Origin of the sequence: Pantoea sp. B623 (assembly GCF_024814475.1) — a bacterium.
GTDB lineage: Bacteria > Pseudomonadota > Gammaproteobacteria > Enterobacterales > Enterobacteriaceae > Pantoea > Pantoea ananatis.
Window position 1 is genome coordinate 2,868,498 of record NZ_JANUXM010000004.1, and the last position, 13,263, is coordinate 2,881,760.

At 52.6% G+C, this 13,263-nt stretch carries 9 protein-coding genes, 2 tRNA genes and 3 rRNA genes; 5 read left to right on the forward strand and 9 right to left on the reverse strand.

What is annotated here, in order from left to right; translation table 11 throughout:
- The first annotated feature begins 40 nt into the window (after positions 1-40).
- The 5 genes from NXS97_RS15165 (at position 41) to rrf (NXS97_RS15185) (ending at position 3,869) form a co-directional block, all read left to right on the forward strand.
- Positions 41-116, forward strand: a tRNA-Glu gene (locus NXS97_RS15165).
- A gap of 210 nt (positions 117-326) precedes the next feature.
- Positions 327-3,232: ribosomal RNA gene (locus NXS97_RS15170) — 23S ribosomal RNA — on the forward strand.
- Positions 3,233-3,335: 103 nt separating this feature from the next.
- Positions 3,336-3,451 (forward strand): 5S ribosomal RNA (rrf, locus tag NXS97_RS15175).
- Positions 3,452-3,640: 189 nt separating this feature from the next.
- Positions 3,641-3,716 (forward strand) — tRNA-Thr (locus NXS97_RS15180).
- Positions 3,717-3,753: 37 nt separating this feature from the next.
- Positions 3,754-3,869, forward strand: a 5S ribosomal RNA gene (rrf, locus tag NXS97_RS15185).
- Between the two features lie 352 nt (positions 3,870-4,221).
- Here rrf (NXS97_RS15185) and NXS97_RS15190 read toward each other — a convergent pair.
- The 9 genes from NXS97_RS15190 to NXS97_RS15230 form a co-directional block, all read right to left on the reverse strand.
- Positions 4,222-4,980: an amino acid ABC transporter ATP-binding protein gene (locus NXS97_RS15190; protein WP_104932967.1), complete on the reverse strand. Its 759-nt coding sequence runs from the start codon at positions 4,978-4,980 to the stop codon at positions 4,222-4,224.
- Positions 4,981-4,987: 7 nt separating this feature from the next.
- On the reverse strand, positions 4,988-6,088 hold the full coding sequence (locus tag NXS97_RS15195; protein ID WP_112900614.1) for an amino acid ABC transporter permease: 1,101 nt from the start codon (positions 6,086-6,088) through the stop codon (positions 4,988-4,990).
- Positions 6,089-6,103: 15 nt separating this feature from the next.
- Positions 6,104-7,282 (reverse strand): amino acid ABC transporter permease, encoded by a 1,179-nt coding sequence (locus tag NXS97_RS15200; RefSeq protein ID WP_014594745.1) that lies wholly within the window; start codon positions 7,280-7,282, stop codon positions 6,104-6,106.
- Between the two features lie 70 nt (positions 7,283-7,352).
- Entirely contained in the window at positions 7,353-8,378 is a 1,026-nt protein-coding gene (locus tag NXS97_RS15205) for an amino acid ABC transporter substrate-binding protein (protein WP_014604880.1), read from the reverse strand.
- Positions 8,379-8,922: 544 nt separating this feature from the next.
- The gene (fis, locus tag NXS97_RS15210) at positions 8,923-9,219 is read right to left on the reverse strand and encodes a DNA-binding transcriptional regulator Fis (RefSeq protein WP_003855228.1); all 297 of its coding nucleotides are present in this window, start codon (positions 9,217-9,219) and stop codon (positions 8,923-8,925) included.
- 23 nt (positions 9,220-9,242) lie between these two features.
- On the reverse strand, positions 9,243-10,208 hold the full coding sequence (gene dusB, locus NXS97_RS15215) for a tRNA dihydrouridine synthase DusB (RefSeq protein WP_014604881.1): 966 nt from the start codon (positions 10,206-10,208) through the stop codon (positions 9,243-9,245).
- A gap of 411 nt (positions 10,209-10,619) precedes the next feature.
- The gene (gene prmA / locus NXS97_RS15220) at positions 10,620-11,504 is read right to left on the reverse strand and encodes a 50S ribosomal protein L11 methyltransferase (RefSeq protein ID WP_014604882.1); all 885 of its coding nucleotides are present in this window, start codon (positions 11,502-11,504) and stop codon (positions 10,620-10,622) included.
- 15 nt (positions 11,505-11,519) lie between these two features.
- A complete protein-coding gene (gene panF / locus NXS97_RS15225; RefSeq protein ID WP_116220086.1) occupies positions 11,520-12,965 on the reverse strand; it encodes a sodium/pantothenate symporter in 1,446 nt (481 codons plus the stop codon).
- Positions 12,955-13,197: a YhdT family protein gene (locus NXS97_RS15230; protein WP_014594741.1), complete on the reverse strand. Its 243-nt coding sequence runs from the start codon at positions 13,195-13,197 to the stop codon at positions 12,955-12,957. Before NXS97_RS15230 ends, panF begins: the two co-directional genes overlap by 11 nt.
- Positions 13,198-13,263 lie beyond the last annotated feature (66 nt).

Sequence of the window (13,263 nt, forward strand, 5' to 3'; positions counted from 1 at the left end):
TCACGTGAAACTACCCGTGTCTGTTGCACAAGTATTTCACGTCCCCTTCGTCTAGAGGCCCAGGACACCGCCCTTTCACGGCGGTAACAGGGGTTCGAATCCCCTAGGGGACGCCACTTGCTTGGTGACAGGTGAAAGGTGTTGCCCACATATCTTAAAGATGACTTGCGAGTCATGTTTAAGATATTGCTCTTTAACAATCCGGAACAAGCTGAAAATTTGAAACGACGCATTGTCGTGTTCCTCCGTAATAAGGAACACAGCACAACGCGTTCGAGTCTCTCAAAAGCTCACGACACGCAGCGTAAAACGCCTGTGGGTTGTGAGGTTAAGCGACTAAGCGTACACGGTGGATGCCCTGGCAGTCAGAGGCGATGAAGGGCGTGCTAATCTGCGATAAGCGCCGGTAAGGTGATATGAACCGCAACAACCGGCGATACCCGAATGGGGAAACCCAGTGTGTTCCGACACACTATCATGCAGTGAATACATAGCTGTATGAGGCGAACCGGGGGAACTGAAACATCTAAGTACCCCGAGGAAAAGAAATCAACCGAGATTCCCCCAGTAGCGGCGAGCGAACGGGGAGGAGCCCAGAACCATCATCAGCTTGTGCATCAGTGGAAGCGTCTGGAAAGTCGCAGGGTACAGGGTGATACTCCCGTACACAAAGGTGCACAGGCTGTGAGTTCGATGAGTAAGGCGGGACACGTGGTATCCTGTCTGAATATGGGGGGACCATCCTCCAAGGCTAAATACTCCTGACTGACCGATAGTGAACCAGTACCGTGAGGGAAAGGCGAAAAGAACCCCGGCGAGGGGAGTGAAACAGAACCTGAAACCGTGTACGTACAAGCAGTGGGAGCCTCTTTATGGGGTGACTGCGTACCTTTTGTATAATGGGTCAGCGACTTATATTCTGTAGCAAGGTTAACCGCATAGGGGAGCCGCAGGGAAACCGAGTCTTAACTGGGCGTTAAGTTGCAGGGTATAGACCCGAAACCCGGTGATCTAGCCATGGGCAGGTTGAAGGTTGGGTAACACTAACTGGAGGACCGAACCGACTAATGTTGAAAAATTAGCGGATGACCTGTGGCTGGGGGTGAAAGGCCAATCAAACCGGGAGATAGCTGGTTCTCCCCGAAAGCTATTTAGGTAGCGCCTCGTGAACTCATCTCCGGGGGTAGAGCACTGTTTCGGCTAGGGGGCCATCCCGGCTTACCAACCCGATGCAAACTGCGAATACCGGAGAATGTTATCACGGGAGACACACGGCGGGTGCTAACGTCCGTCGTGAAGAGGGAAACAACCCAGACCGCCAGCTAAGGTCCCAAAGTCATGGTTAAGTGGGAAACGATGTGGGAAGGCCCAGACAGCCAGGATGTTGGCTTAGAAGCAGCCATCATTTAAAGAAAGCGTAATAGCTCACTGGTCGAGTCGGCCTGCGCGGAAGATGTAACGGGGCTAAACCATGCACCGAAGCTGCGGCAGCGACGCTTATGCGTTGTTGGGTAGGGGAGCGTTCTGTAAGCCGTCGAAGGTGGCCTGTGAGGGTTGCTGGAGGTATCAGAAGTGCGAATGCTGACATAAGTAACGATAAACAAGGTGAAAAACCTTGTCGCCGGAAGACCAAGGGTTCCTGTTCAACGTTAATCGGAGCAGGGTGAGTCGACCCCTAAGGCGAGGCCGAAAGGCGTAGTCGATGGGAAACAGGTTAATATTCCTGTACTTGGTGTTACTGCGAAGGGGGGACGGAGAAGGCTATATCAGCCGGGCGACGGTTGTCCCGGTTTAAGCGTGTAGGTGTGTGTTCCAGGCAAATCCGGTTCACTTTACACTGAGGCGTGACGACGAGGCACTACGGTGCTGAAGTGATAAATGCCCTGCTTCCAGGAAAAGCCTCTAAGCATCAGGTAACACAAAATCGTACCCCAAACCGACACAGGTGGTCAGGTAGAGAATACCAAGGCGCTTGAGAGAACTCGGGTGAAGGAACTAGGCAAAATGGTGCCGTAACTTCGGGAGAAGGCACGCTGGCGCGTAGGTGAAGGGACTTGCTCCCGGAGCTGAAGCCAGTCGAAGATACCAGCTGGCTGCAACTGTTTATTAAAAACACAGCACTGTGCAAACACGAAAGTGGACGTATACGGTGTGACGCCTGCCCGGTGCCGGAAGGTTAATTGATGGGGTTATCCGCAAGGAGAAGCTCTTGATCGAAGCCCCGGTAAACGGCGGCCGTAACTATAACGGTCCTAAGGTAGCGAAATTCCTTGTCGGGTAAGTTCCGACCTGCACGAATGGCGTAATGATGGCCAGGCTGTCTCCACCCGAGACTCAGTGAAATTGAAATCGCTGTGAAGATGCAGTGTACCCGCGGCAAGACGGAAAGACCCCGTGAACCTTTACTACAGCTTGACACTGAACACTGAGCCTTGATGTGTAGGATAGGTGGGAGGCTTTGAAGCGTGGACGCCAGTCTGCGTGGAGCCGGCCTTGAAATACCACCCTTTAATGTTTGGTGTTCTAACGTAGGCCCGTGATCCGGGCTGCGGACAGTGTCTGGTGGGTAGTTTGACTGGGGCGGTCTCCTCCCAAAGCGTAACGGAGGAGCACGAAGGTTGGCTAATCCTGGTCGGACATCAGGAGGTTAGTGCAATGGCATAAGCCAGCTTGACTGCGAGAGTGACGGCTCGAGCAGGTGCGAAAGCAGGTCATAGTGATCCGGTGGTTCTGAATGGAAGGGCCATCGCTCAACGGATAAAAGGTACTCCGGGGATAACAGGCTGATACCGCCCAAGAGTTCATATCGACGGCGGTGTTTGGCACCTCGATGTCGGCTCATCACATCCTGGGGCTGAAGTAGGTCCCAAGGGTACGGCTGTTCGCCGTTTAAAGTGGTACGCGAGCTGGGTTTAGAACGTCGTGAGACAGTTCGGTCCCTATCTGCCGTGGGCGCTGGAGAATTGAGGGGGGTTGCTCCTAGTACGAGAGGACCGGAGTGAACGCACCGCTGGTGTCCGGGTTGTCACGCCAGTGGCACTGCCCGGTAGCTAAGTGCGGAAAAGATAAGTGCTGAAAGCATCTAAGCACGAAACTTGCCCCGAGATGAGTTCTCCCTGAGCCTTTAAGGCTCCTGAAGGGACGTTGAAGACGACGACGTTGATAGGCCGGGTGTGTAAGCGCAGCGATGCGTTGAGCTTACCGGTACTAATGACCCGTGAGGCTTAACCTTACAACGCCAGAGGCGTTTTGGTAGAGAGACGATTTAAATTTTCAGCATTGTTTACCGGATAAAACCGTGCGGCCTGCGAGGGCGGTGCGGGAAACAGAATTTGCCTGGCGGCTGTAGCGCGGTGGTCCCACCTGACCCCATGCCGAACTCAGAAGTGAAACGCCGTAGCGCCGATGGTAGTGTGGGGTCTCCCCATGCGAGAGTAGGGAACTGCCAGGCATCAAATTGAAGGACCTGCACGTAACCTCGGGCAGTTCACTACTCAGTAGAGTAGGACAAAAGCGAACGCTTTTGAACGCTGCGAGGCAGCGGCCCGAAGGGTGAATCACAGCGTGATTCATAAACTGCCAGGCATCAAATTGAAAGACCCGAGCATCAGCATAACAGTGCCGGGAGTACCTGTTGCGTGCTGATATGGCTCAGTTGGTAGAGCGCACCCTTGGTAAGGGTGAGGTCCCCAGTTCGACTCTGGGTATCAGCACCAGTTATATATGGCTAGAGTTCGGCAAATAAAGAATTTGCCTGGCGGCTGTAGCGCGGTGGTCCCACCTGACCCCATGCCGAACTCAGAAGTGAAACGCCGTAGCGCCGATGGTAGTGTGGGGTCTCCCCATGCGAGAGTAGGGAACTGCCAGGCATCAAACAGAAAAGCCCCGTACGAAAGTGCGGGGCTTTTTTACGTCTGCGATGCGGTAAAAAGCCAATATCGAGCCGATTATGGCGCGCGGAAGGCCCCCATTGGGCACTGAAAACTTTCGAATGCTCCTTTCCATACGAATAAAACGCCGACTAAAAACCGGGCAACTGAGCTCAAACAGGGTTGTTAGCGTAATGAAACGCGATTATAGGCAACGCTGGCAGCTGAGGCGTTGTGCAACCACAGTTAACGCAGTGCGATTATTCGCGTAGCAGAAGCATATTATGCTGAGCGTCATGGGGGGAAACCGCACCTCCGTCGTAGACGAAGATGCGGGGAGAGATAAGAGGGGTTAGTGGATAACTTGGGACAGGAACGCGCGGGTACGCTCTGATCGAGGATTAGCAAAAAACTCCTGCGGAGGAGCGACTTCCACGATCTCACCGCGATCCATAAAGATCACTCTGTCGGCTACCGTACGGGCAAAGCCCATTTCGTGCGTCACACAAAGCATTGTCATACCATCTTCGGCCAGTCCAATCATCGTATCGAGCACTTCCTTCACCATCTCTGGATCCAGAGCAGAGGTCGGCTCATCAAACAGCATGATTTTAGGCTTCATGCATAGCGAACGTGCGATAGCTACGCGCTGCTGCTGTCCCCCAGAAAGCTGGCCGGGAAACTTATGCGCATGTTCTTCAATACGAACACGCTTGAGGTAGTGCATAGCAAGCTCTTCGGCATCCTTTTTAGCAATTTTACGCACCCACATGGGCGCCAGCGTGCAGTTCTGCAAAACCGTAAGATGAGGGAAAAGGTTAAAATGTTGAAACACCATACCGACCTCGGTACGGACCCGCTCAATGTTGCGCACATCATCATTCAAATGAATACCATCAACCACAATACGGCCCTTCTGGTGTTCTTCAAGATGGTTGATGCAGCGAATTGTGGTGGATTTGCCTGAACCTGATGGACCACACAAGACGATACGTTCCTGGGGTTTAACCTGAAGATTAATATCTTTCAGCACATGGAATTGCCCGTACCACTTGTTCACATTTTCCAGCGAAATCATCGCATTGGTTGAATCAGTTATTATTTGTGTCATAGAAACCTCAGTGCGATTTGCGCCCGGTGTGAAAACGTTTTTCCAGATACTGGCTGTAACGTGACATGCTAAAACAGAAAATCCAGTAGACCAGCGCGGCAAAGACATAGCCTTCAGTAGACATGCCTAGCCAGGCGGGATCGACGGTAGCCTGCTGCACGCTACTAAACAGATCGAATAAACCAATAATGATGACCAGGCTGGTATCTTTGAATAACGCGATAATGGTATTCACCAGTCCTGGAATAGTCAGCTTTAAGGCCTGCGGAAGGATGACCAGCATTTGCGTCTTCCAGTATCCCAGAGCCAGCGATTCAGCAGCTTCATACTGCCCCTTAGGCAAGGCTTGGAGTCCACCACGTACCACCTCTGCCACATAAGCCGACTGGAACAAGATCACGCCAACCAGTGCACGCACCAGTTTGTCGATGGTCGTTCCTTCTGCCATAAACAACGGCAACATGACCGAAGACATAAACAGCACGGTTATCAGCGGCACGCCGCGCCAGAACTCAATGAAAATCACTGACAGCGTTCGCACCACCGGCATCCGGGAGCGTCGTCCCAGCGCCAGTAAAATCCCCAGCGGTAAGGCGCCAGCGATACCGACGGATGCAATGATCAGCGTCAGCGTAAGCCCTCCCCATTGACGGGTTTCCACCCGGTCCAGCCCTAAGAAACCGCCATACAACAGAAACCAGACAACAAGGGGATAGCATACTGCCCATGCGGCAAGGTAGCGTCCACGGTAAGACAGTCGTTTAATAAACATCGGCACAATGGATGCCAGCCCAATGACCAGCGCCAGGTTGATGCGCCAGCGCAGTTCATGTGGATAAAGCCCATACATAAACTGGCCAAAGCGGGCATGAATAAAGACCCAACATGCCCCCTCTTTCGTACAGTCTGCGCGTGTTGTGCCGAACCAGTTTGCATCGAAGATCAGCCAGTTCAGAGCAGGTGGAATCACATGCCAGATAAGCCAGATGCAAAGCAGCGTCAGAAAGGTATTAAACCACCCTGAAAACAGATTTTTGCGCGCCCACAGCCAGGCCCGGCTCAGCGGTGATGAGGCTATCTGCGGTGTTTCGTGTGTAGTGACAGACATAGTTATCCCGTTCTCTTAACGCTCAACCAGCGCGATTTTGCGGTTGTAGAAGTTCATCAACATTGAAATCAGCAGGCTGATAATCAGATAGACGCTCATGGTGATAGCAATGGTTTCGATGGCCTGGCCGGTCTGATTCAGGACCGTTCCGGCAAACAACGACACCATATCGGGATAGCCAATTGCCGCAGCCAGAGAAGAGTTCTTCACAATATTCAGATACTGGCTGGTAAGGGGAGGAATGATCACGCGCATCGCCTGAGGGATAATAACCTGACGCAAGGTGACCGGATTGGGTAATCCCAGCGAGCGGGCCGCCTCATGCTGCCCATAGGGCACAGCCTGAATACCTGATCGAATGACTTCCGCAATAAACGAGGAGGTATAAATCGACAGCGCCAGCGTCAGTGCCGCCAGCTCAGGAATCATGACGAAACCGCCCCTAAAGTTAAAGCCGCGTAACTCAGGAATGTCCCAATGCATGGCTGCGCCAAAGCCCAGATGTGCAATGAAGGGAAAGAGTAACAACATCAAAATGGCGACAGGCCAGGTGCGACGAAATTGACCGGTTTTAAGCTGATGCTGACGGTTGAAGCGGAACAGGGCGTAACTCGCGACAACAGCCAAAACGAGGGCAAAAACAAATGGCCAGCTTCCCGGTGCATAGGTCGGCCAGGGCACATACAGGCCACGATTGCTGACGAAGGCCAGATCGAAAGCATTGAGCGCCTGACGGGGGCCGGGCAGGTTACGTAATACTGCAAAATACCAAAAGAAGATCTGGAGTAAGGGAGGAATATTGCGGAAAGTTTCAATATAGATATTGGCGATTTTACGCAGTAACCAGTTATCTGACAGGCGTGCCAGTCCGATAAAAAAACCCAGAACAGATGCAAAAACAATACAGAGTGCCGAAACCAGTAACGTATTGGTCAGCCCGACCAGAAAGACGCGTGCGTAGGTGTCACCCTCAGTGTAGTCAATAAGATGCTGAACAATGCCGAAACCCGCATTGCGCTCCAGAAAACCAAACCCGGAAGTAATACCGCGATTAGCGAGATTGATAACGGTGTTGTGGATAAGGTAGCCCACCACAGCAACTACAATAATGATCGCAACTATCTGGTAAAGCCAGGCTCGAACCGTGGGATTACCGAACGAAAAATCCCTTTTCACGGTTGGGCGTTGTGACATGTTTAAACCTCAATAACAAAAGCTTTGCTGGGGCACCGTAGAAAACGGTGCCCGACGGGTTGAGGCGCGATTAACGTACCGGTGGCGCGTACTGAATACCGCCCTGATTCCAGAGTGCATTCTGGCCACGAGCGATTTTTAACGGGCTGTCTTTACCGACGTTGCGATCAAAACTTTCCTGATAGTTACCTACTTGTTTAATGATGTTGTAAGCCCATTTGTTATCCAGCTTCAGGTCTTTGCCGAAATCACCTTCAGCGCCCAGCAGGTGAGCCATATCAGGTGTTGCCGGTTTAGCCGTCATTTCATCAACGTTTTTGGAGTTGATGCCCATCTCTTCGGCGTTCAGCATGGCGAAAAGCGACCACTTAACAATGGTGAACCAGTCATCATCACCGCGACGTACAAGCGGCCCCAGTGGTTCTTTAGAAATCACTTCAGGCAAGACGATAAAGTCGTCTGGCTTACCTAATTTAATGCGCAGGGCGTACAGCTGAGACTGGTCAGATGCCAGCGTATCGCAACGACCGCTGTCCAGTGCCTTAGCGGATTCATCAGAGCGATCGAAGGTGACCGGCGTGTACTGCATTTTGTTGGCTTTGAAGAAGTCAGCGACGTTCAGCTCGGTATCGGTGCCCGCCTGAATACAGACGGTCGCACCGTCGAGTTCTTTCGCGCTCTTCAGACCCGCTTTCTTGTGGGTCAGGAAGCCAATGCCGTCGTAGTAGTTGACGCCGGTAAACATGAAGCCCATGCCGCCGTCACGTGATGAGGTCCAGGTGGTGTTGCGAGAAAGCACATCGACTTCGCCGGACTGCAGCGCGGTAAAACGCTCTTTTGCCGTCAGCGGGGTGTACTTCACTTTTGTGGCGTCGCCAAATACGGCAGCCGCGGCAGCACGACAGATATCCACATCAAGGCCGGTAAATTTGCCGCTGGCATCCGCATAAGAGAACCCCGGCAGGCCATCGCTGATCCCACACTGAATGAAGCCTTTCTTTTTAATCGCATCGAGTGTAGGGCCTGCATGGGCCTGCTGAGCAACGGCAAGCAGAGAAGCCGCAGCAACCAGAGTAGAGAGCATCATCTTTTTCATAAAGCATCCTGTGTGGCATGTCATGTTGTGTTGTTATGTATTGCGCACTTTATTGTGCGTCCTGTCTGTGGCGAACGGCCCCCCACGACTTTGCAAAGCCAGTGCCAGGTTTGCAGAATCCTGAAGTCACCTGAAAGATCGGGTAATAATCTGAATTATCTGGAAGGCTGCGTTAATATGACGCACCAAAAGGAAGCATTTCGAGTCGTAGGGATCACATTTAGTGCAAAATGTTTCACTATTTAGCAACATTGTGAGCAGCGTTGCATGTGCTGACTGCAAGCAGGGTGCTCGTTGCGAAAAAAGTAAAGCAGGCTCACACAAGGCCGCTATAGCGGGGCTGAGAGGCTGGAAACGGGAAAAGACAGGGTTGGAAATGAGGACGATATGAAAAAGGCAGCCCGTTAAAAATCACGCTGGCGACTGCAACTACAGTTACCATATTTGACGCAACTGTTTCACAAGTTTTAAAACAATTTGTGTGTCAGGGCACAAATAAAAACGCCAGCCCTGAGGCTGGCGAGATTAACGGCCTGAACCTGAATCAGTTCATGCCGTATTTTTTCAGTTTCTTACGCAGCGTACCGCGGTTGATACCCATCATCAGGGCAGCACGGGTCTGGTTGCCACGGGTATACTGCATCACCATGTCCAACAGAGGCTGCTCGACTTCAGCCAAAACCAGCTCATACAGGTCACTAACATCCTGACCATTCAGTTGAGCAAAATAGTTCTTCAGTGCCTGTTTAACCGAATCACGCAAAGGTTTTTGAGTTACCTGATCCTGTGAGTTAACGGTAGAAACGGTCAGTACGTCAGAATTTACGCGTTGTTCGAACATAGTTCTTTCAGCTCTTTATTTCGTTACGCAAGATTTTCGAAGTATGCCTCCAACGCCTCCAGCTGTTCGCTGGCATCCTCAATGGCGTTGAATGTGCGCCGAAACTGGTCATTTGGGGCATGTTCCTGGAGATACCAGGAGACGTGCTTTCGCGCTATACGGTATCCCTTGCCTGAACCGTAAAAGTCGTGCAGCTCACGTATATGCGAAACAAGCAAACGCTTGACCTCTGCCAGTGGCAGCGGGGCAAGCAGCTCCCCAGTGTCCAGATAATGCTGGATTTCCCGGAAGATCCACGGTCTTCCCTGAGCAGCACGTCCTATCATCAGAGCATCGGCTCCGGTGTAGTCGAGCACTGCTCTGGCTTTATGCGGGTCAGTTATGTCTCCATTCGCGATAATCGGAATAGAAACACTCTGCTTAACTGTCCGAATACTGTCGTATTCAGCGTCTCCGTTGAACAGGCAGGCACGAGTGCGGCCATGTATCGTCAAAGCCTGAATGCCACAGCGTTCAGCCAATTGGGCAATCGCGACACAGTTTCTGTTTTCTGGATCCCATCCGGTACGGATTTTCAGCGTTACCGGGACATCAACAGCATTTACCACGGCAGAGAGAATTGACTCTACTACTGAGGGATACTGCAGTAAGGCGGAGCCCGCCATTTTGCGGTTCACCTTTTTCGCCGGGCAACCCATATTAATATCAATAACCTGTGCACCAGCATCAACATTAATACGTGCAGCCTGGGCCATCTCACTGGGATCACAGCCTGCAATCTGGACGGCACGAATGCCGGGTTCATCACTGTGCACCATGCGTAAACGAGATTTGTCACTGGCCCAGACTTCGGGGTTCGATGACAACATCTCAGAAACCGCCATTCCTGCACCCATCTCGTGACAAAGCGTTCTGAAAGGCCTGTCGGTAATACCGGCCATCGGCGCTGCAATCAGTCGATTTCTCAGCTGGAGGTTTCCAATGCGCATGAAGTCGTAATGCCATACTGTGTCTGCAAGGCGGCGTATATTACGCATTTTTTTATGAAGATGAAAGGCCAAACTTTGAACAATTCACAAGAAAACCGCTTTTATCCTGCACTGACCCTGTTGATAAGGATAAATAACAAGATAAATCAGTAGATTAAGTGTTTGTGTTTATTTTGTGAACAAAGGTTTTTCCGACGAAGATTCGGTATTCACCAGATAAAAAACGTCACATACCGTGATTAACGATACAAGCAGCGGTTTTATCAACCACAAAGACTGCGCCACAGGAGGGTTTAGCCTCAGCCGATTGCAATCGCGGCTCTGGGTGAAACACTGAACGGACAGTAACGAATGTTTAACAGCCCTGCCGATCCGCCAGGGCTGCTGTTGGTAGCTGCAATGCCTGAAAGGCTAAGCGGTTTTAACGCCTGTAATACGACACCACTCTTCCTTGACTGCAACGGGATCGAGCGCAAAATGCGTCCTGTAAGCTTCACAGACGCTTTCAGCCTGGCTCTCCAGTACGCCTGACAAACCAAGATGCCCGCCAGATTTAGGCAGGACACCAATAAGCGGTGCCAGCTCGCGGAGCGGCCCGGCCAGGATATTCGCGACCACGACATCAGCCTGCAGGTTTTCCGGCTGCTGATGCGGCAGATACAGGGATAAACGATCGGCCACCCCATTGCGCTCGGCGTTGTCGCGGCTGGCCTGGATCGCCTGGGGATCGATATCAATACCGATAGCCTGCGCCGCCCCAAGTTTAAGCGCCGCAATTGCCAGGATCCCTGAACCGCAGCCAAAATCGATCACGGTTTTACCCGCGAGATCCAGGCCGTCGAGCCACGTCAGGCACAGCGAAGTGGTGGGGTGCGTGCCGGTTCCGAACGCCAGGCCGGGATCGAGCATCACATTGACGGCATCGGGGTCGGGTACATCGCGCCAGCTTGGACAGATCCACAAACGCTCACCGAACCGCATAGGATGGAAGTTTTCCATCCATTCACGTTCCCAGTCTTTGTCTTCGATCTGCTCGATCTTGTGACGGAAATTCTCGCCGAGCAGCGGATGTTGAGACAGTTCCGCAATCACGCCATCCATGTCGCTTTCAGCGTCGAACAATCCGATAACGTCGGTATCACCCCATAAACGCGTTTCACCCGGCATAGGTTCATATACCGGCGTATCGTTTGTGTCCTGAAAGGTCACAGACACGGCACCGACTTCCATTAGCGCGTCGCTCAGTCCTTCCGCGTTTGCGCCAGAACTGTTAATTTTGATTTGAATCCAAGGCATAACGTCTCTCTTAATTCAGTGTTGTGGTGCATCAACCGCATGCGGTAAGCGCCCAAACAGGTTGCCGACCAGGAATGCCAGCAGACTTAACATTAATGACGGCACAATGGGATGAAAACCCCATAGTTGCAGACCAAAGGTTGCCAGAACGGCATAACATCCTCCGCCCACCACCATGCCGCTGACAGCGCCGGCGGCGTTAGCGCGCTCCCAATATAAACCCAGCACCAGCGGCCATAAGAACACGGCTTCCAGACCACCAAAAGCCAGCAGGTTGAGCCAGATAATCATGTTTGGCGGATGCCAGGCGACAAACAGCAGTATGACACCCAGCAAAAAGGTCACCGTTCCCGATAATATTCGCAACCGCGGCTCATTATCGATTTGCTGCGGTGCAAGGCGCAGGTAGAGATCTTTCACCAGCGTAGCGGAGGCCTGCAGCAACTGGGCATTGATAGTGGACATGATCGCCGCCATCGGCGCGGCTAAAAACAGCCCGGCAGCCAGTGGTGGTAGCACGGTGATCATCAGCGTAGGGATAACGCTGTCCGGCACGGTCAGGTCAGGTAATACCGCGCGTCCGAGCGCCCCGGCCAAATGCATTCCCAGCATCAGGAGCACAACAACAATGGTGCCAAGCACAATAGCCCGGTGTACCGCTTTACTGTCCTTGTAAGAGATACAGCGAACGGCGGTGTGCGGCAGGCCGATGACGCCAAAGCAGACCAGCACGATAAACGAGCTCAGGAACGTGGGCGTAATAATATCGCCCGGTCCCTCCGGCGACAGCAGCTTGGGATCGATGGCGTGCAGTTTATCGACGGCCGAGTGAATACCGCCAGCGTGGTGAATAACGGCAAACAGCAGTAAAAACGTGCCTATCAGCATCACCACGCCCTGCATCGCATCATTCAGCACACTGGCGCGGAAGCCGCCGAAGGCCGTATAAAGCGCTATTGTACCGCCAAAGATCAACAGGCCGGTGTCGTAAGGGATCCCGGCAGCGGTTTCCAGCAGACGCGCGCCACCAATAAACTGCACGGCCATCGCGCCCACGAAGGCAATCAGCAGGCTCAGGCTAGCTAACCAGACCAGCAGCGTACTGCCATAGCGTGCATAGAGCATATCGTTAAGGGTCACGGCGTTGTGCTTGCGCGCCAGAATGGCAAACTTTTTACCCAGCACGCCTAACGACAGCCAGACAGCAGGCACCTGTACCATAGCCAGCAGCACCCAGCCCAGGCCGTACTTATAAGCTGCACCCGGCCCGCCGATAAACGAGCTCGCACTGATATAGGTGGTCGTGATGGTCATTGCCAGGACAAATCCGCCCATTGAGCGGCTGCCCAGGAAATACTCAGTCAGGAAATTTCCCTGGCGTTGTTTTCGCATCGCAAAGACGGAAAGGCCCGCGATAACAGCCAGATAAGCCAGCAGTGGAAGAATGATTTCAGTATTCATTTTCATCCTCCAGCGACATATTCCGGAAGATTTTACGCACCATCATCCAGCATAAAAAAATGAACAGTAGGGGGGCAAAAAGACAGGAGAGCTCAAACCAGCGAGGTAAGCCGGTCAGGCCAGTGGCATTTCCCCCTAACCAGGCAGAACCGCCCCAGACGGCTAACCAGGCCAGCGTCAGATAGAGTGACCAGCGAGCTTCTTTATGAGCCTGTAAATAACGCGCGTCCATAGTGTGACCTCAACGCCAGCGGGAAAAGAAAAAGGCCGGAATATCCGGCCTCAGACTGACTCAGCG